The 17,773-nt window shown below is 72.3% G+C and carries 15 protein-coding genes; 6 read left to right on the forward strand and 9 right to left on the reverse strand.

Features of this window, described 5'->3' with window-relative positions; all coding sequences use genetic code 11:
* Positions 1–176 precede the first annotated feature (176 nt).
* The gene (locus MT346_RS01165; protein WP_243560896.1) at positions 177–1,652 is read left to right on the forward strand and encodes an APC family permease; all 1,476 of its coding nucleotides are present in this window, start codon (positions 177–179) and stop codon (positions 1,650–1,652) included.
* Positions 1,653–1,737: 85 nt separating this feature from the next.
* Here MT346_RS01165 and MT346_RS01170 read toward each other — a convergent pair whose 3' ends face one another.
* Positions 1,738–2,586 carry a LysE family transporter gene (locus MT346_RS01170; protein WP_243560897.1) on the reverse strand — a complete coding sequence of 283 codons (849 nt, stop codon included), beginning with the start codon at positions 2,584–2,586 and terminating at the stop codon, positions 1,738–1,740.
* Between the two features lie 68 nt (positions 2,587–2,654).
* Here MT346_RS01170 and MT346_RS01175 point away from each other — a divergent pair, with 68 nt between their 5' ends.
* Entirely contained in the window at positions 2,655–3,572 is a 918-nt protein-coding gene (locus MT346_RS01175; protein WP_243560899.1) for a LysR family transcriptional regulator ArgP, read from the forward strand.
* Between the two features lie 80 nt (positions 3,573–3,652).
* Here the strand turns inward: MT346_RS01175 and MT346_RS01180 are convergent, their stop codons facing one another.
* Positions 3,653–4,198 carry a TetR/AcrR family transcriptional regulator gene (locus tag MT346_RS01180; RefSeq protein WP_243560901.1) on the reverse strand — a complete coding sequence of 182 codons (546 nt, stop codon included), beginning with the start codon at positions 4,196–4,198 and terminating at the stop codon, positions 3,653–3,655.
* Positions 4,199–4,316: 118 nt separating this feature from the next.
* Here MT346_RS01180 and MT346_RS01185 point away from each other — a divergent pair, with 118 nt between their 5' ends.
* Entirely contained in the window at positions 4,317–5,354 is a 1,038-nt protein-coding gene (locus MT346_RS01185; RefSeq protein WP_243560903.1) for an aldo/keto reductase, read from the forward strand.
* A gap of 129 nt (positions 5,355–5,483) precedes the next feature.
* Here MT346_RS01185 and MT346_RS01190 read toward each other — a convergent pair whose 3' ends face one another.
* The gene (locus tag MT346_RS01190) at positions 5,484–6,263 is read right to left on the reverse strand and encodes a DNA-formamidopyrimidine glycosylase family protein (protein WP_243560905.1); all 780 of its coding nucleotides are present in this window, start codon (positions 6,261–6,263) and stop codon (positions 5,484–5,486) included.
* Positions 6,256–11,049: an ATP-dependent helicase gene (locus tag MT346_RS01195; RefSeq protein WP_243560907.1), complete on the reverse strand. Its 4,794-nt coding sequence runs from the start codon at positions 11,047–11,049 to the stop codon at positions 6,256–6,258. The genes MT346_RS01190 and MT346_RS01195 overlap by 8 nt, the downstream gene beginning before the upstream one ends.
* Before the next feature lie 171 nt (positions 11,050–11,220).
* On the opposite strand from MT346_RS01195, the gene MT346_RS01200 reads away from it, so the two are divergent.
* Complete coding sequence (locus MT346_RS01200; RefSeq protein ID WP_243560909.1) at positions 11,221–11,847, forward strand: PadR family transcriptional regulator; 627 nt, start codon at positions 11,221–11,223, stop codon at positions 11,845–11,847.
* A 152-nt stretch (positions 11,848–11,999) separates the two neighbouring features.
* Here MT346_RS01200 and MT346_RS01205 read toward each other — a convergent pair whose 3' ends face one another.
* The gene (locus MT346_RS01205; protein WP_243560911.1) at positions 12,000–12,617 is read right to left on the reverse strand and encodes an alpha/beta hydrolase; all 618 of its coding nucleotides are present in this window, start codon (positions 12,615–12,617) and stop codon (positions 12,000–12,002) included.
* Between the two features lie 73 nt (positions 12,618–12,690).
* Between MT346_RS01205 and MT346_RS01210 the strand changes: the two genes are divergently transcribed.
* A complete protein-coding gene (locus tag MT346_RS01210; protein WP_243560913.1) occupies positions 12,691–13,239 on the forward strand; it encodes an NUDIX hydrolase family protein in 549 nt (182 codons plus the stop codon).
* A 110-nt stretch (positions 13,240–13,349) separates the two neighbouring features.
* On the opposite strand, the gene MT346_RS01215 is transcribed toward MT346_RS01210, so the two are convergent.
* Positions 13,350–13,550: a CsbD family protein gene (locus MT346_RS01215; RefSeq protein ID WP_243560915.1), complete on the reverse strand. Its 201-nt coding sequence runs from the start codon at positions 13,548–13,550 to the stop codon at positions 13,350–13,352.
* A 133-nt stretch (positions 13,551–13,683) separates the two neighbouring features.
* The gene (locus MT346_RS01220) at positions 13,684–15,294 is read right to left on the reverse strand and encodes a DEAD/DEAH box helicase (RefSeq protein ID WP_243560917.1); all 1,611 of its coding nucleotides are present in this window, start codon (positions 15,292–15,294) and stop codon (positions 13,684–13,686) included.
* 370 nt (positions 15,295–15,664) lie between these two features.
* Here MT346_RS01220 and MT346_RS01225 point away from each other — a divergent pair, with 370 nt between their 5' ends.
* Positions 15,665–16,495, forward strand: coding sequence for an endo alpha-1,4 polygalactosaminidase (locus MT346_RS01225; RefSeq protein ID WP_243560919.1), 831 nt, complete (start codon positions 15,665–15,667; stop codon positions 16,493–16,495).
* A gap of 234 nt (positions 16,496–16,729) precedes the next feature.
* On the opposite strand, the gene MT346_RS01230 is transcribed toward MT346_RS01225, so the two are convergent.
* A complete protein-coding gene (locus MT346_RS01230; protein WP_243560921.1) occupies positions 16,730–17,116 on the reverse strand; it encodes a GntR family transcriptional regulator in 387 nt (128 codons plus the stop codon).
* Positions 17,117–17,126: 10 nt separating this feature from the next.
* Positions 17,127–17,696 (reverse strand): DUF1684 domain-containing protein, encoded by a 570-nt coding sequence (locus MT346_RS01235; protein WP_243561067.1) that lies wholly within the window; start codon positions 17,694–17,696, stop codon positions 17,127–17,129.
* Positions 17,697–17,773: the final 77 nt, after the last annotated feature.

The following is a 17,773-nucleotide window of genomic DNA, read 5'->3' on the forward strand; positions in this document are numbered from 1 at the left end:
CCACCTGCCGGGCCGGGGGCCACTCGTCGTGCAGGCACCGGGCCTCCCGTCCGGTTCCCGTTCCGTTCCTGCCGCTTCCGCCGCGGAACCACCGTCCGGGTGGACGCGTTGCGTGACACGGTGGTACACCAGTACCCTTCCGTGGTCCACCGCCAGCCGATGACGGGATCCACCCCATGGCAACGAAGCTCCGCACGAAGTCCATCGAGGCCTCGCTCGCCGACGCCGACGAGCAGGGTCGCTCGCTCAAACGGTCGCTGAAGACCTTCGACATCGCCGCGATGGGCATCGCGGTCGCGGTCGGTGCCGGCATCTTCTCGGTCGGCGCGAACGCCGCCGCGAACTTCGCGGGCCCCGGCGTCATCGTGTCGTTCCTGCTCGCCGCGGTCACGTGCGGCCTGGCGATCATGTGCTACGCCGAGTTCGCCTCGACGATCCCCGTCGCCGGGTCGGCGTACACGTTCACCTACGCCACGATGGGCGAGCTGCTCGCCTGGATCGTCGGGTGGGACCTGATCCTCGAGACCCTGACGGCCAGCGCCGTGATCGCGAAGTACTGGGGGATCTACCTCAGCACCGCGTTCGACGTGTTCGGCATCACGCTGCCCAGCACCATCGCGATCGGCCCGGTCGGCTTCACCTGGGGCCCGGTGCTCATCGTCGGCGTCTTCACGGCGCTGCTCGCGTTCGGCACCCGCCTGTCGTCGCGGGTCTCCGCCGTGATCACGGTGATCAAGGTCGCGATCGTCCTGTTCGTCATCGTGGTCGGCGCCTTCTTCGTCAAGGCCGCGAACTTCACGCCGTTCATCCCCGCCGCCGAGCCCGCGAAGGGTGCCGAGGGCAGCGTCTGGACCCAGTCGCTCGTGTCCTTCGCGACCGGGTCCGAGCCCGCGCAGTACGGCGTCTTCGGGCTGCTCGCCGCCGCCTCGCTGGTGTTCTTCGCGTTCATCGGCTTCGACGTCGTCGCCACCAGTGCCGAGGAGACCGAGAACCCGCAGAAGACCCTGCCCCGCGGCATCTTCATCGGACTGGGCATCGTCACGCTGCTGTACGTCGGCGTGAGCATCGTCATCACGGGCATGGTGTCGTACAAGCAGCTCGCACAAGAAGAGGCACCGTCCCTGGCGTCGGCCTTCGACATCGTCGGACTGCCGTGGGCCGCGGGCATCATCGCGATCGGGTCGCTCATCGGCCTGACCACGGTGGTCATGGTGCTGCTGCTCGGCCTGTCCCGCATCGTGTTCTCGATGAGCCGCGACGGGCTGCTGCCCCGCTGGTTCTCGGTCACGAACCCGAAGACGCAGACGCCCGTCCGGGTGCAGCTCATCGCCGGGATCGTGGTGGCGGTGCTCGCCGGGTTCACGCCGGTCGAGAAGCTCGAGGGCCTGATCAACATCGGCACGCTCTCCGCCTTCGTGCTCGTGTCGATCGGCATCATCGTGCTCCGTCGGACCCGCCCGGACGCGCCGCGCTCGTTCCGTGTGCCGTGGTCGCCCGTGATCCCGATCCTGTCGGCGGTGCTGTGCTTCTGGCTGATGCTCAACCTCGAGGTCGAGACCTGGGTGCGCTTCGTCATCTGGCTCGTCATCGGGTTCGCGATCTACTTCGGCTACAGCCGCCGCAACAGCCGGGTCGGGCAGTCGATGCGGTAGGTGCGAGTCCTCGCGCAACGGAAAGCAGCTCGAACAACCGGTCGCGGTGGTTCGAGCTGTTTTCCGTCGTGCGGGCGGCGGCCGGTCAGGCGCCGACGACCAGCAGGACGCCGAAGGCGAGCATCACCACGGCGACGCACGCGTCGAACACCCGCCAGGTCACCGGTCTGGCGAAGAGCGGTCGCAGCAGCCGGCCGCCGAACCCCACGGCGCTGAACCACAGGCAGCTCGCGGCGACGGCGCCGGCGGTCCACCACCAGCGGTCGTCGATGCCCTGCTGGTTCGCGACCGAGCCCAGGAACACCAGCGTGTCCAGGTACACGTGCGGGTTCGCCCACGTGAAGACGAGCATGGTCAGCACCGCGGCGCGCATGGCCGGGGCGGTCCGGACGGGAGGCCCGGTGACCGTCGACCGCGCGGGCTCGGCTGCGTGCGCGGTGGCGGACGCGTGCGCGGTGGGCGCGGCCGCGCTGGCGGACGCGTGCGCGGTGGGCGCTGCCGCGCTCGTCGTCGCCGTCTTGTCGGGACCGCACCCCGCCACGGACGTCGCGCCCGCAGGCATCGGGGCGCGATGTCCGGCCGGGGGTGCGACGTCGGCGACCCCGTCGTCCTCGACGGCGACCCGGATCGCCTCGCCCGACGGGCGCAGCGCTCGCCGGGCAGCCAGCACGCCGTACGTCAGCAGGAACGCCGCGCCGACGAACCGGATGACGACGAGCGCCACCGGGAAGCGCTCGACCACGGCCCCGACACCGAGCACGCCGGCCACGATGAGCACGGCGTCCGACACGGCACACACGAGCACCGCGGCGGCGACGATCCGCACCCGGGCGCTGACCGCCAGGCGGAGCAGGTACGTGTTCTGCACGCCGATCGCCACGATCAGGGCCAGGCCCGTGCCGAGGCCGGACAGTAGGGGGAGCAGCGCGTTCACGATCTGACCGTACGACGCCGCACTGATGCAGTACAGCTCACGTTCCTGTTGCACCGTAAGCTCAGCTCATGCTCCGCCTGCAGCGCGAACACCTCGAGACCCTGGTGGCTGCCGTCGACCTCGGTACGTTCGACGCCGCGGCCCGGGCCCTGTCGATCACGCCGTCGGCGGTGTCCCAGCGGGTGAAGGCGATGGAACTGCAGGTCGGGCGGGTCCTGCTGCAGCGGACGACCCCGATCGCGCCGACCGCGGACGGCGCGGTCGTCCTTCGCCATGCGCGGCAGGTGCGTCTGCTCGACGACGAGACCGCGCGGTTGCTCGGCGAGGGCGAGTCGGGGAGCGACACCGTCCCGTCGATCCCGCTCGCGGTCAACGCGGACTCGCTCGGGACCTGGTTCCTCGATGCCCTGGCGCTCGTCCGGGCCGACACCGAGGTCGTCTTCGACCTGCACCGCGAAGACCAGGACCGCACCGCCGAGCTCCTGCGCTCCGGCACGGTGATGGCCGCGGTGACCGCCGAGTCCGATCCCGTGCAGGGGTGTTCGTCGGTGCTGCTGGGCGTCGACCGGTACCGCGCGGTGGCATCACCCGCCTTCGTCGACCGGTACCTGGCCGATGCGGACACCGAGCGGCGGATGGTGCAGCGCCTGGACCGGGTGCCGCTCGTCGACTACGACCACGACGACGACCTGCAGCAGGGGTTCCTCCGGCGGGTGGTGGGCCATGCCCCGCGCGCGCCGCGGCACTTCGTCCCGACGTCGGCCGACTTCGCCCGAGCCGTCACGCTCGGGTTCGGGTGGGGCCTGTTGCCCGAGGCGCAGTGTCTCGCAGGGCTCGGCGACGGCACCCTGGTGGAACTGACCCCGGGCCGGCGGGCGGACGTGGCGCTCTGGTGGCAGCGCTGGAACCTGGCGTCACCGTTGCTCGAACGCGTGACCGACGCTGTCCGGACCACCGCGCGGGAGCGGCTGCACCAGGCGGGCTGACGGCCTGGGCAGTTGTGCGACCGTCGCCGTCGCCGTCGCCGTCGCCGTCGCCGTCGTCGTCGCCGTGGCCGTGGCCGTCGTCAGGCGCTCGCGCGCCACCGCAGTCCGTCGACCAGCAGGCCGACCAGGTGCTGGCTCTGCTCGACCGTCGGTGCCCCGTGGCACAGGTCGGCCACCGCGCGCAGCAGCTGCGGCGCATCGAGGTCGTTCTGCACGGTTCCGGCTGCCGACGCCGCGTCGAGCAAGCCCGTCAGTGCGCCGCCGAGCCGTTCCATCAGGTACGGGTGCAGCCCTTCGAACGCCGGGTCGCCGGACTGCAGCGCTGCCGCGAGCCCGCGCTTCGTCGCGACGAACTCCGTGAACCGCTGGAGCCACAGCGCGAGTGCCTCGTCCGGGGCGTGCGCAGCGCTGAGTTCGGGGGCGGCATCGGCGCATGCCTCGACCGCCTGGTGGAACACGGCGACGACCAGGTCGGATCGCTGGGGGAAGTGCCGGTAGAGGGTGCCGACGCCGACTCCCGCCCGGTCGGCGATCCGTTTCGCGGGCGCATCGACGCCGTCGTCCGCGAAGACCTGGCGTGCGGCATCGACCAGGGCATCGAGGTTGCGACGGGCATCAGCGCGCACGAGTCCTCCAGATCGGGGTTGCGGAAACGGAAAGCCATTCCGTAAAGTTCTGGAAGAGCGTTCCGCTTCGGTCCACCATACGGCACCGCGGATCGGGACGCCAACGACAGGAGGCACCATGCAGTACCGCACCCTCGGCCGGACCGGAATCCAGGTCAGCCCCATCGCGCTCGGCGCCATGATGCTCGGCACCGACGGCCGCATCGGCAACGGTGACGAGCAGGACTCGATCCGCATCGTCCACCGTGCCCTCGACGCCGGCATCAACCTCATCGACACGGCCGACCGGTACTCGCAGGGCGGGTCGGAGGCCCTGCTCGGCACGGCGCTCCAGGGTCGCCGTGACGACGTGGTCCTGGCCACCAAGTTCAACGGCCCGATGGGCGATGACCCGAACCAGCGCGGGAACTCCCGCCGCTGGATCATGCGCGCGGTGGAGGACTCGCTCCGTCGCCTGCAGACGGACCACATCGACCTGTACCAGGCGCACCGGCCGGACGACACCGTCGACCTCGAGGAGACACTGTCCGCCCTGACCGACCTGGTCCGCAGCGGCAAGGTCCGGGCGATCGGCACGTCGGACTTCCCGGCGTCGATGCAGGTGGAAGCGCAGTGGACGTCGGAACGCCGCGGTCTGGAGCGGTTCCGCACCGAGCAGCCGACCTACTCGATCCTCAACCGTGGCATCGAACGCGAGGTCCTGCCGGTCGCCCAGCGCTACGGCATGGGAACCCTGGTGTGGAGTCCGCTGGCGGGCGGCATGCTGACCGGTCGGTTCCGTCGCGGGCAACCGAGCGACCTGGCCCGGGTCGGCATGTTCCAGCACAACCAGGACGAACGCCGCATCGACGCCGTCGAGCAGGTCGTCGCCCTGTCCGAGGAGACCGGCATCCCGATGACGCACCTGGCGCTGGCGTTCGCGACCGCCCACCCAGGGGTCACCAGTGCCCTCATCGGTCCACGGTCGATGGAGCAGCTCGACGACCTGCTCGCCGGAGCCGACGTGGTGCTGTCCGACGAGGTCCTGGACCGCATCGACGCGATCGTCCCGCCGGGCACCGACGTCGGACGACTCGACCAGCAGTACGCCCCGCCGGCGGTGCTGCGGCCCGAGTTGCGCCGTCGCCCGCTCGCGGCCCGCGCAGCCACGGTCTGACGCCGGGCACTGGGCTTCCCCCGGCCTGTGCGAGGTCGATTGCCCCGTGCCGCCCTGTTGCCCCGCACGCGACAACCAACCTCGCACCGGTCGCGAACCTCGCACCGCGCAGCCACGGGCGCGGACGCGTCAGGTCTGGCAGCGCGGACACCAGTACGTGTCGCGCAGGGTCAGGTCGGACTCGCCGAGTTCGCCGTACCGGATCGGCGTCCGGCAGCGCAGGCACGGCCTGCCGCGCCGGTTGTAGACCCAGAAGCGCGACCCCGGCCGGTCCACCCCCGTCGTCACGCGGGCGCTCCGGTCGCGGTTCGTCAGGATCAGTCGGTGGGCGAGGGTGATCATCCGCGCCGGGTCCTCGACCTGCCTGACCGGTCGGGTGGGCAGCACGCCCCGCAGGAAGCAGAGCTCGTTCCGGTAGACGTTGCCGAGGCCAGCCAGGACGCGTTGGTCGAGCAGCGCGAGCCCGACCGGTCGTAGCGGGTCGGCGGTCAGGTTGGCGAGCGCGAGTGCGGGGTCCCAGTCCGGGCCGAGCAGGTCGGGGCCGAGGTACCCGACGATGTCGCCCTCGTCTGCCCGGGGCACGACCTCGAGCACGCCGAGGGTGAAGCCGACCGTCGACACGTCCGCGGCGTCCAGCACGGCCCGGGCCTGGTGCGCGGGACGTCGCCAGCGGTCACCCGGCGCGTAGACGTCCCACCGGCCCTCCATCTTCAGGTGGGAGTGCACGGTCAGGTCGCCGATGCGGTGCAGGATGTGCTTGCCGCGGGGCACGACCTCGTCCACGGTGCGTCCGACCAGGTCGAGCGTGGCGAACGCGGGCACCCGGAAGTCGCTGCGCGTCAGGACCTTGCCGGCCAGTGCGGTGTGCAACCGGTGCGCTGCCCGGAAGACGGTGTCGCCCTCAGGCACGCAGGCGCACCCCCTGCGGTGTCGCCGCGAACCCGGCGGCGCGCAGGGCATCGCCGAGCGGGGACTCGAGCACGAACACCCCGTCCACGCGTTCCACCGAGAGCTTGCCCAGGCCGCTGCGCACCGTGGCGGCGATCGAGGTGGCGGCCGCGGTGAGGTCGGCCGGGTCGTCGGTGAAGGTCAGGACGGACTTGCCACCGCGTTCGACGTAGACGCCGAGCTCGCCGTCGATGAGCACGACCAGTGCCCCGGCCTTGCGTCCGGGACGGTGTCCACGGCCCTTGCCGGCAGACCCGGCGCCCGCGGACCCGGCGCCCGCGGACCCGGCGGACGCAGCGCCGGCAGCGGTGCTGGCTGTCGGAGTGCCCGCAGCAGCAGCCCCCGCGGTGTCGGGAGCCGCGTCCCCGTCGGCCGCCGCGTCGGTCGGCCACGGCAACGACGCCCCGTACGGGTTCGCCGGGTCGGTGGCGGCCAGCGTCAGGACCTCGCGCACCCGGTCGGGGTTCGCCCGTTCGTCGTCGTCCAGGTCGCGGGCGTACGTGCGCAGCCGGTCGATCGTCGGGCTCGTCGCGAACTGCGCAGCACCGAGTCCCTCGATGAAGTACCCGCGGCGGGCGCGGCCCGACTCCTCGAACCGTGCGAGCACACGGTAGACCCCGGCGAACCCGCCGCGGACGCCCTCGACCTGCACGGCCCCGCGGGTCACCACGCCGTACCGTTCCAACAGCTGCTCGGCCGTCGCTGCCGCGCGCACGGTGCCGTCCGCCTCGGCCAGCGGGAGCAACGACCAGCGTCCACCGACGTTCGGCGGCCCGGCCTGGGTGGGCAGCGTCGGGCGCCGTCGGCCGCGGTACGCGCGGGTGCGTGGCGCGGTGGTGCTCTTCGCCCGGCCGCCCAGCATCGCCCGGAGCGGCGCGAAGGTGTCGTTCGTGATCTGCCCGCCCCACACCAGGTCCCACAGCGCGGTCGTCAGCGCGTTGTCGTCGGTGCTGCCCACGGCCTGGCCGAGCTGCCGGAAGAAGTACGCGCCGCCGCCCGCCAGCGCACCGAGCACGTCACGCTGCAGCTCGGTCGTGTCCTCGCCCGACGGCTCGGCGAGCGTGGTGGCCGCCGTGTCCGCCAGGTGCAACCGGACCCAGCCGTCGTTGCCGGGCAGCGTGCCGCCGCCGGACCACAGGACCTCGCCGGTGGCGGTGAGCTCGTCGAGCATGCTCGGGGCGTAGTCGGACACGCGCGCGGGCAGCACGAGTGACTCCCAGGCACTCGCGGGCAGCGCGACGCCGGCGAGCTGGTCGATCACCTGCAGCACCCCGTCGATCCCGCGCAGCCCACCGCGCGTGCCGGGCACACGGACGTGTTGCCAGGCGGGCAGGAACCGGGCGAGGGTGTCCGTCGAGACGGGTTCGACCTCGTGCCGCAGGGCCGCGAGCGACCGGGTGCGGATGCGACGGAGCACTTCGGCGTCGCACCACTCGGCACCCTGCCGGTCGGGCCGGAACTCGCCCTCGACCAGACGGCGGTCGGCGGCCAGGCGGCGCAGGGTGTCCTGCACGACGGCGATGCCGAGCCCCAGGCGCGAGGCGGCTTCCTGCGCGGCGAAGGGCCCGTGCGAGCGGGCGTACCGGCCCACCAGGTCGCCCAGGGGATCGGCGACGGGTTCGATGAACGCCGTGGGGACGCCGATCGGCAACGGCACCCCCAGGGCGTCGCGGAGTCGGGCCGCATCCTCGATGACGGCGTACCGCGTCGTGCCTGCGTGCGAGAACGACAACACGCGGCGATCGCGCTCGAGCGACTCGAGCGTCGTCCGGACCGTCTCGCGTGCGGCCGCCCGGTCGGACGCGTCAGCCAGCCAGCTGCGGTCGACGGCCTCGTCGAGGTCGAGGGCGCCGACCAGGCGCAACACGTCGACGAGTCCCTCGGTGTCCCGCGCGCGCCGGTCGGGCGACAGCCGCTGCAGGTCCTGTTCGGTCGAGGCGATGACGGCGGGGTCGAGCAGTTCGCGCAGCTCGGCCCGCCCGAGCAGTTCGCCGAGCAGCGTCGAGTCGAGCGACAGTGCGGCGGCACGGCGCTCGGCGAGCGGGGAGTCCCCCTCGTACATGAACGCGGCGACGTACCCGAACAGCAGCGACCGGGCGAACGGTGACGGCTGCTCGGTCTCGGTCTCGACCAGGCGGATGTGCCGTCGGGCGATCTCGTCCGCGATGCCGAGCAGCGCGGGGACGTCGTACACGTCCTGCAGGACTTCGCGCACGGTCTCGAGGACGATCGGGAACGTCGGGTACTTCTGCGCGACCTCGAGCAGCTGGGACGCCCGCTGGCGCTGCTGCCAGAGCGGGGAGCGTCGGCCCGGGTCGCGGCGGGGCAGCAGGAGCGCGCGGGCGGCACACTCGCGGAACCGGGCGGCGAACAGCGCCGAGCCGCCCACCTCGTCGGTCACCAGGGCCTCGAGGTCGTCGCGCTCGAACACGAACAGGTCGGCGCCGGGAGGCTCGGCGTCGGTCTCCGGGATCCGCACGACGATCCCGTCGTCGGCGGCCATCGCGTCGCCGTCGATGCCGTGCCGCTCGCGCAGGCGTGCCGCGACCGCCAGGGCCCACGGCGCGTGGACCTGCATGCCGTACGGCGAGTGCAGGATGAGCCGCCAGTCGCCGAGTTCGTCGCGGAAGCGCTCGACCACGAGCGTGGTGTCGTTCGGCACGTGCCCGGTGGTGGACCGCTGCTCGCGCAGGAACATCAGCAGGTTCGTGATCGCTCGTTCGTCCAGACCACCCGCCGCCACGCGCGCCCGGGCGTCGGCGTCCGAGGCGCCCTCGACCTCGCGGATGAAGGCACCCGTGGCACGCCCGAGCTCTGCCGGTCGGCCGAGGCCGTCGCCCTTCCAGAACGGCACCCGGCCAGGCTGCCCGAACGCGGGACTGACGATGACCCGGTCGTGCGTGATCTCCTCGATGCGCCAGCTGGTGGCACCGAGCGCGAAGACGTCACCGACGCGGGACTCGTAGACCATCTCCTCGTCGAGCTCGCCGACCCGCGACGCCCGTTCGCCGACCATGAAGACGCCGAACATGCCGCGGTCGGGGATCGTCCCACCGCTGGTGACCGCGAGCCGCTGGGCCCCCGGGCGTCCGGTGAGCGTGTCGTGCACCCGGTCCCAGACCAGGCGCGGCCGCAGCTCGGCGAACTCGTCACTGGGGTAGCGCCCGGTGATCAGGTCGAGTGTCGCTTCGAACGCCGACCGCGGCAGACCGCTGAACGGCGCGCTGCGCCGGACGAGCTCGAACCAGTGCTCGACGTCGAGGGTGTCGACGGCACCGGCTGCGACGGTGTGCTGCGCCAGGACGTCGAGGGGGTTCGCCGGCACGGAGATCGACTCGATCTCGCCCGCGACCATCCGCTCGACGGTGACGGCGCTGTGCACGAGGTCGGCGCGGTGCTTCGGGAACAGCACGCCGCGCGAGATCTCGCCGACCTGGTGTCCGGCACGACCGACGCGCTGCAGGCCGCTGGCGACCGACGGCGGGGACTCGACCTGGATCACCAGGTCGACCTCGCCCATGTCGATGCCGAGCTCGAGCGAACTGGTCGCGACCACGCAGCGAAGGCGCCCGGACTTCAGGTCGTCCTCGATGATGGCGCGCTGGTCCTTGGACACCGAGCCGTGGTGGGCGCGCGCGAGCACGGGGAGTGCACCCGCGGTCTGTCCCGAGGCGCCGATGACCTCGGCCGGCGGGCGCGTCGGCTGCGGGACCGGGGCGTGCGCCGACGTCCGTGCCGGGGACTGCCCGCGTCCGCTCGGCAGTCCGACGTCACCCGGCGAGGCCCCGGCCGGTACGAGCATGCCGTCGCCAGCGGCGGCGGTCACGCGTTCCTCGTGGATCTCGTTGAGCCGTGCGGTCAGCCGCTCGGCCAGTCGCCGGGAGTTGGCGAACACGATGGTCGAGCGGTGCTCCTCGATCAGGTCGACCACGCGTTCCTCGACATGGGGCCAGATCGAGCCGTTCGTCGGAGCGTCGGAGGCGTCGGCCCCGACCGGTGGTGCTCCGAGTTCGGACATGTCGTCGACGGGCACGACGACCCGCAGGTCGAAGGTCTTCTGCGCCGGCGGTGCGATGATCTCGACCGGGGCGCGCCCGCCCAGGAACCGCGCGACTTCTTCGGCCGGCCGGACCGTCGCCGACAGGCCGATCCGCTGTACGGGCTCGTCGAGCAGGTCGTCCAGCCGCTCGAGTGACACGGCCAGGTGCGCGCCACGCTTGGTCGCAGCGACGGCGTGGACCTCGTCGATGATGACCGTGTCGACGTTCACCAGGGTCTCGCGCGCCTTGGACGTCAGCATCAGGTACAGCGACTCGGGCGTCGTGATGAGGATGTCCGGCGGCAGCCGCAGCAGCTTCTGGCGGTCGGACGACGGGGTGTCGCCGCTGCGGACACCGACCGTGACGTCGGGGGGTTCGAGCCCGAGTCGCCGCGCTGTCTGGGTGATGCCGACGAGCGGGCTGCGCAGGTTCCGCTCGACGTCCACACCCAGGGCCTTGAGCGGCGAGACGTACAGCACGCGGGTGCGCTGCTTGGTTGGTGGGTGGTCCGTCGAACTGATCAGCCGGTCGATGGACCACAGGAACGAGGCCAGCGTCTTGCCGGATCCGGTGGGGGCGACGACCAGGGCATGACGCCCGGTCGAGATCGCGTCCCACGCGCCGGTCTGCGCGGGTGTCGGCGCCGAGAACGCGCCCCGGAACCACGCGGCGGTGGCCGGGGAGAAGCGCTCGAGGACGTCCGTCATGGTCAGCCCATCCTGCCCGTCACCCCCGACAGGGAACCCAACGAGGACCAGGGTTGACAGAACGATAGTTACCGATCTATCGTTGACGCATCGCGACAGGGACCAGAACATCCGGAACTGATCGCGAGCTCACTTCAGACACGAACCCAGGAAGGAGTCATCATGCGCCCCATGACTGACGACTCGAACGAACAGCACCACGACTCCCACGACCGCGGACACCGCGGTCAGCGCGGCCTCCGCTTCGGCGGTCCGCGCCACCACCACGCACCCGGCTTCGGCGGACGCGGCGGCTTCGGCCCCGGCATGGGCTTCGGCCCGGGCTTCGGGGGCCCCGGCGGCCCCGGCTTCGGCCGGGAACGCCGTCGCCGCGGCGACGTCCGCCTGGCGATCCTCGGCCTGCTGGCCGAGGGCCCGCAGAACGGCTACGCGATCATCAAGACGATCGCCGAGCGCACCGGCGGCGCGTGGAAGCCGAGCCCCGGCTCGGTCTACCCGACGCTCCAGCAGCTCGTCGACGAGGACCTCGTCGTCTCGACGGGCGACGGTCGCAAGACGCTCTTCGAGCTCACCGACGCCGGCACGGCCGAGGCCCAGGCCAAGGCGGACGAGATCGCCGCGGCGTGGGAGTCCACGCCCGGCATCCCGGACGGCCAGCGCGAGTTCATGGAGTCCCTCCGGAAGACGATGGGCGTGCTGCACATGTACCGCACGTCGGCGACCGACGAGCAGACGAAGGCCGCTGCGGCCAAGGTCGACCAGCTCCGCAAGGACCTCCTGCAGATCCTCGCCGACTGACGACCGACCCGCCTGCCGACCAGAACGCGAAAGCGACAGATCTCCGCGGACATCCGGGGCCGCTCTGTCGCTTTGGCGCACGGAACCGGCGGACGGGCGGACAGACCGACGGGAGGCCCGGGGCCCGCGGGCACCGGGCCTCCTGTCTGCAGTCAGTCGCCGATGAACGCGGCGACGTCCGCCAGCTCGGCTGCGGACACGGCGTGCGGCAGGCCGGCGTAGGTGCGGTCCGTCACGGCGGTGTGCGCCGCTGCCCAGGCGCTCGTCCGCGCCGTGGCCTCGGCGGGGATGACCGGATCGGCGTCACCGTGGCCCAGGAACACGCGAGGACGCACCGCGGCGACGGCCTCGTCGCGTGAGTCGTCCACTCCCGGCACCACGAAGCCGGAGAGCGACACCGCGAACGCGAAGCCCGACGGCCGCGCACGCAGCAGCTGCAGCGCCATCGACCCGCCCTGCGAGAATCCGAGCAGCCCGATCCGCGAGTGCTCCGGTGCGACTCGGTCGACCCAGTCGAGGACCCCCTGCGCCGCGGTGTCCACGGGCGCGAGCTCCGGCGACCCGGGCGTGCCGAGCGGGTACCAGCTGAACCCGGGCCCCCACTCCATCGGTGCACGGAGTGCCGCGACCGTCCACGCGGGCGGCAGCGCGGGTGCCAGTCCGAGCAGATCCCGTTCGTTCGACCCCACCCCGTGCAGGGCGACGAGCAGGGGTGTCCCGGCGCGTTCCGGCTCCGGGCGGGTCCACTGGACGATGTCCGCATCGATCATGTGGACAACGCTAGCCATCCACAGCCCGCGCGCGGCGCGCCGAACTCGCCGCACCGGCTGGTAGACACGGTGCATGGCCTCGACGCGCACCCCCGACCCCGATCCCGACTCCGGCTGGCTGTCCGACGAGGAACTCGCCTCGGTCCGTCGCCGTCTGCCGATCTGCTACGTCGAGGCCATCCCGGTCCGCACCGACGGGCTCGGCGTCGTGACCGAGGTCGGCGTCCTGCTGCGCGTCGCTCCCAGCGGGTCGATCGCGCGCACGCTGGTGTCCGGGCGGGTGATGTTCGGCGAGTCGATCCGCACCGCGCTGTTCCGCCACCTCGAGAAGGACCTGGGGCCGATGGCGTTCCCGCAGCTGCCCTCGAACCCGGCGCCGTTCACCGTCGCCGAGTACTTCCCGCTGCCCGGGGCCTCGGTTTACACCGACGAGCGCCAGCACGCGATCTCCCTGGCGTACGTCGTCCCGGTCACCGGCACGTGCGAACCGCGACAGGACGCCCTCGAGCTCACGTGGATGACGCCGATGGAAGCCGCCTCGGTCGCGGTCTCCGACGAGATGGAAGGCGGTCGCGGCGCACTGATGCGCGCGGGGCTCGCCTCGGTCGGCGCCCTGCTGTAAACCGGAGCGCGCCGCGCTGATCGGGCTGGCACCAGCCCGCGCACGACGAAGCCCCCGTGTCCATCCGGACCCGGGGCTTCGCAGCGCGGTCGTGACGACCGGGCTTGGTCTTACTTGTCGTCCTTGAAGCTGTCGGCCACGCCGTGCGCGGCGTCCTTGACGTCGGTCGCACCCTGCTTGGCCGAGGCCTTCGCCTGGTCGGTCTGGCCTTCGGCCTTGAGACGGTCGTTGTCCGTCACGTTGCCGAGAGCTTCCTTGGCCTTGCCGGCTGCCTTCTCGGCAGCGTTCTTGATGTCATCGATGCCAGCCATACGCGGGCTCCTTCCGTCAACGGACAAATCCACCGGCGACGCTCGCGCGTCCTCCGGTGGATCAGAACGTACCCCTGGGTGGGCCGAGCTTCGCAGGCAGCGTCAAGGTTGCCTCGACACTGCCTGCGAGGGATCAGCGCCCGGAGCCTGCGGGACGCGACGCGCGGCGGGAGCCACCCTGGCGACGGTTGCCGCCGGACTCGCTCGACGCGCTGCGCCCGGGGGCGTAACCGTTGTCCGAGGACCAGACCGGAGCCGAGCCACCGCGGACGGTGTCACTCGATGCCCGACGGCTGCCACTGGAACGGCGCTGCCCACCGGCACCGGCGGTGTCAGCGGCACGACCGCGACCCGCGCCGGCGGCCTCGGCGGCACGACCGCCGCGACGCCCTGCACCCGAGCCGCTGGGGGCCGAGCCGGTCTGCGCAGCTGCGGTGGAGCCTCCGGTGCGGCCACCACGGCCACGACCGCGACCGCGCGCACCAGCGGCGTCGGACGAGCCGGACTGCTGACGGCGCTGCTGCTGCTGCGGCTGCGCGGCCACCGGGTCCTCGTGGCGGATCGGCGCGATCTCGCCGACCAGCGTCAGGACGGGTGCCGAGTTCGGGGTGACCTGCTGCGGGGCGACCGAGATCGCGGCCTTGCGCATCATCTGCGCCACGTCGCGGCGCTCGGCCGGCATGACGACGGTGACGACGTCGCCGGACGAACCGGCACGCGCGGTGCGGCCCGAGCGGTGCAGGTACGCCTTGTGCTCGGTCGGCGGGTCGACGTGCACGACGAGCTCGACGTTGTCGACGTGCACACCGCGGGCGGCGACGTCGGTGGCGACCAGGACGAGCGCGTCGCCGGCGGAGAACTTGGCGAGGTTGCGCTCACGGGCACCCTGAGACAGGTTGCCCTGCAGGTCGACGGCGGGGATGCCCTGCGACGACAGCTGCTTGGCCAGGCGCTTGGCGTGGTGCTTCGTGCGCATGAACAGGATGCGACGACCGGTGCCCGAGGCGAGCGTGCGGACGAGGTCCTTCTTCGCGTCGGCGTCGGCGACCTCGAACACGTGGTGCGTCATCGCCTCGACGGGGCTGGACTCGTCGTCGACGGAGTGCATCACCGGGTTGTGCAGGAACTTCTTGACGAGCTTGTCCACGCCGTTGTCGAGCGTGGCGGAGAACAGCATGCGCTGCCCGCGCTCCGGCGTGGCCTGCATGATCTTCGTCACGCCGGGCAGGAAGCCCATGTCGGCCATGTGGTCGGCCTCGTCGAGGACGGTGACGTCGATCGCGTCGAGGTGCGCGTGGCCCTGCTGCATGAGGTCGGCGAGACGGCCGGGGCAGGCGACGACGATGTCGACGCCGCTCCGGAGCGCGTCGACCTGACGGCCCTGCGAGACGCCGCCGAAGATCGTCGTGGTGGTCAGGCCCATGGCCTTGGCGAGGGGGGCGAGCACGGCGTCGATCTGCGTCGCGAGCTCACGGGTCGGGGCGAGGACCAGGGCGCGGGGGCGGCCCGGTCGACGCTTCTGCGGGTTCGCCGCGAGACGGGCGACCAGGGGGATCGCGAAGGCGATGGTCTTGCCGGAGCCGGTGCGGCCGCGACCGAGCACGTCCTTGCCCTTGAGGGAGTCGGGCAGCGTGTCGGCCTGGATCGGGAAGGCGTTCTCCTTGCCCTGGGCGACGAGGACGTCGACCATCGGGGCGGGGACGCCGAGGTCGGAGAAGCGGATGTCTTCGATGGGGTTGGTCATCGTGACCTTTCGGGCCGTTGCCGGCCGTGGTGCGCGCTCGATCGGCGCGCGGGCGGGATCGTGTCCGCGGCCGGTGGCCACTCCGGGGAGCGGACCTGCCTGCTCGTGCGAGTGGGCTGCCTGCTCAGGAAGCGGGCGGCCTGCTCGGTGGAGCGGGCGCGGCATTGCGGGCACTGTCGCCGCAGCAGAGAGCCTGGCACCGAGTTGCTCGGGCCCGGATGGGTTCCGGGGGAGACGGTGCGCGATACATCGACCCAGAGGGTCGGGAGTTTCGGGGGCGTCCGTACGACGCACGAGACGATCGGCGTCTCGAGTACCACCAGTGTAGCGGTCCACGGGCCCCAGGCGGAAGTCCGAGCACCGTGCGAGGATGCGCAGCGTGCGTCTGCCCGCTGCCGTCCTCCTGTCCGCCCTCGTCCTGGCGGCGTTCGGGCTGGCCGGGTGTACCGCGCCGCCGAGTGCCGACGCCACCCGGTCCTTCCCGACGTCGGGCGTGCCGGACTACCAGCTCGGGGGTGGGTACACGCCGGCTGACGGCGTGACGATCGTCGAGCGCGACAGCACCGAGCGCCCCGCGAAGGGCGTGTACGGCATCTGCTACGTCAACGGGTTCCAGACCCAGCCCTCGGACGCGGCGATGTGGGAACGGTCACACCCGGACGCGCTGCTGCGGAACGCCGCGGGCGAGCCGGTGTCGGACCCGGGGTGGCCCGACGAGATGCTGCTCGACACCTCCCGCGCAGCGGCACGCGGGGACGTCGTGTCCGTGATGACGCGGTCGATCGCCCGCTGCGCCGACCGCGGGTTCGACGCCGTCGAGTTCGACAACCTCGACTCGTGGACCCGGTCGCACGGTGCGCTGACCCGGTCGGACAACCTCGCGCTGGCGTCGGCGCTGGTCGACGTGGCGCACGAGCACGGGCTCGCCGCCGGCCAGAAGAACACCCCGCAGCTCGGGTCGACCGGACGACGGGACGCCGGTTTCGACTTCGTGATCGCCGAGGAGTGCGTGACGTACGACGAGTGCGGCGCCTACACGAAGGCCTACGGCGACCGGGTCATCGATGTCGAGTACACGGACGACACCGACGGGGCCTGGTCGGCCGTGTGTGCGCGGAAGGACCGGCCGGCGATGACGATCCTGCGCGACCGTGAGCTGGTCGCCCGCGGCCAGGACGGGTACGTGTTCGAGCACTGCTGACCGCGCACCGTGCTGGGTTCGTGCCCGCGTGCGACTCGCGCACCGTGCGCGGTTCGTGGCCCGTGCGAGCCTGACGGCCCCGTGCGAGCCTGTTGCCTCGCACGGGCCGGTCAACCTCGCACCGGCCAGCACCACCGCACCGTGCGACCACCGCACCGTGCGACCACCGCACCGTGCGACCACCGCACCGTGCGACCCGCACAGCGTGCGACCCAGCCGCCGCGCGACGCGCCCCTACGCGGGCCAGGCGTCGCGCAGCGCCGCGGCCGTCTGGTCCGCCGACAGCCCCGACGCCCGCGCCGCCACCACGAGCGCACGCACGGCGTCGGCGACCTCGTCCGGCACGTCGGCCGGCCGCACGACCCGCGTGCCGGCGCCGCGCGCGGTGTGCACCAGCCCCGACTCCTCGAGCAACGTGTAGGCCTTCGCCACCGTGCCCGGCGCGAGCCGGAGCTGGTCGGCCAGTGCCCGGACGCTGGGCAGCCGCTGCCCGTCCACCAGGTACCCGGCGCTGATCTGCGCGGCGATCTGCGACCGCACCTGTTCGAACGGGGGGATCCGTCCGCCGGCGTCGATCGCGACGAGTCCGCTCGCCGTCGACGTGCCCGTCTTCGAAGCCATCGTGCCCGCCCTAGAAGTCGTACTGCTCGCCGACGGGGATCGCCACGGGCACGGTGTTCCCCGGAGGCGCCAACGGGCACGCCCACGCCGGGTCGTACGCGCACGAGGGGTTGTACGCGAAGTTGAAGTCGAGCACGAGTTCCCCGTCGTCGCCGCCCAGGTCGGCGCCCTTGATCGTGTCGAGCAGGTAGCGCCCGCCGCCGTAGGTCCCGCGGGCCCTGCCGGCGCTGGCGTCCTTGACGGGGACGAACACCCCGCCCGCGTAGCCGCCGTGCGACCAGACGTCCAGGGTCCCGATGCCGGGCAAGCGCACCACGCCCAGGCGGTCGAAGTGCACGGTGCCGTCGGTGCCGGTCTCGACGTCCATCGCCTGCGCCTCGGCCGGTTCGATGCGCGCCCGGAAGCGCCACTCGGGGTCGTAGGTCGGCACGGGGAGCTGCTCGAAGTCGACCGCGTCCTCGTCGAGCAACGGGCTGGCCGGGTGCTCCGCGAACATCGCGTCGCGGGTCTCGCGCCACAGCGCGTGCGCGGTCTCCGGGTCGGCGGTGGCCCGGACGCGGCGGTACAGGTCGAAGGTCATCCGCCGCCAGTCCACGGTCGCCAGCGTGCTGTGCACGCGGTCGTCGGTCGTCGGCTCCTGGGGGCGCGTCTGGCTCA

The sequence above is a fragment of the Curtobacterium sp. VKM Ac-2922 genome (genome assembly GCF_022815645.1).
In the GTDB taxonomy this organism is placed as follows: domain Bacteria; phylum Actinomycetota; class Actinomycetes; order Actinomycetales; family Microbacteriaceae; genus Curtobacterium.

Excerpts from the sequence above, each read along its gene's own strand:
- MT346_RS01165 (WP_243560896.1), top strand. The coding sequence starts at position 177 with ATGGCAACGAAGCTCCGCACGAAGTCCATCGAGGCCTCGCTCGCCGAC.
- MT346_RS01175 (WP_243560899.1), top strand. The coding sequence starts at position 2,655 with ATGCTCCGCCTGCAGCGCGAACACCTCGAGACCCTGGTGGCTGCCGTC.
- MT346_RS01185 (WP_243560903.1), top strand. The coding sequence starts at position 4,317 with ATGCAGTACCGCACCCTCGGCCGGACCGGAATCCAGGTCAGCCCCATC.
- MT346_RS01195 (WP_243560907.1), bottom strand. The coding sequence starts at position 11,049 with ATGACGGACGTCCTCGAGCGCTTCTCCCCGGCCACCGCCGCGTGGTTC.
- MT346_RS01200 (WP_243560909.1), top strand. The coding sequence starts at position 11,221 with ATGACTGACGACTCGAACGAACAGCACCACGACTCCCACGACCGCGGA.
- MT346_RS01205 (WP_243560911.1), bottom strand. The coding sequence starts at position 12,617 with ATGATCGATGCGGACATCGTCCAGTGGACCCGCCCGGAGCCGGAACGC.
- MT346_RS01210 (WP_243560913.1), top strand. The coding sequence starts at position 12,691 with ATGGCCTCGACGCGCACCCCCGACCCCGATCCCGACTCCGGCTGGCTG.
- MT346_RS01215 (WP_243560915.1), bottom strand. The coding sequence starts at position 13,550 with ATGGCTGGCATCGATGACATCAAGAACGCTGCCGAGAAGGCAGCCGGC.
- MT346_RS01220 (WP_243560917.1), bottom strand. The coding sequence starts at position 15,294 with ATGACCAACCCCATCGAAGACATCCGCTTCTCCGACCTCGGCGTCCCC.
- MT346_RS01225 (WP_243560919.1), top strand. The coding sequence starts at position 15,665 with ATGCGCAGCGTGCGTCTGCCCGCTGCCGTCCTCCTGTCCGCCCTCGTC.
- MT346_RS01230 (WP_243560921.1), bottom strand. The coding sequence starts at position 17,116 with ATGGCTTCGAAGACGGGCACGTCGACGGCGAGCGGACTCGTCGCGATC.
- MT346_RS01235 (WP_243561067.1), bottom strand. The coding sequence starts at position 17,696 with ATGACCTTCGACCTGTACCGCCGCGTCCGGGCCACCGCCGACCCGGAG.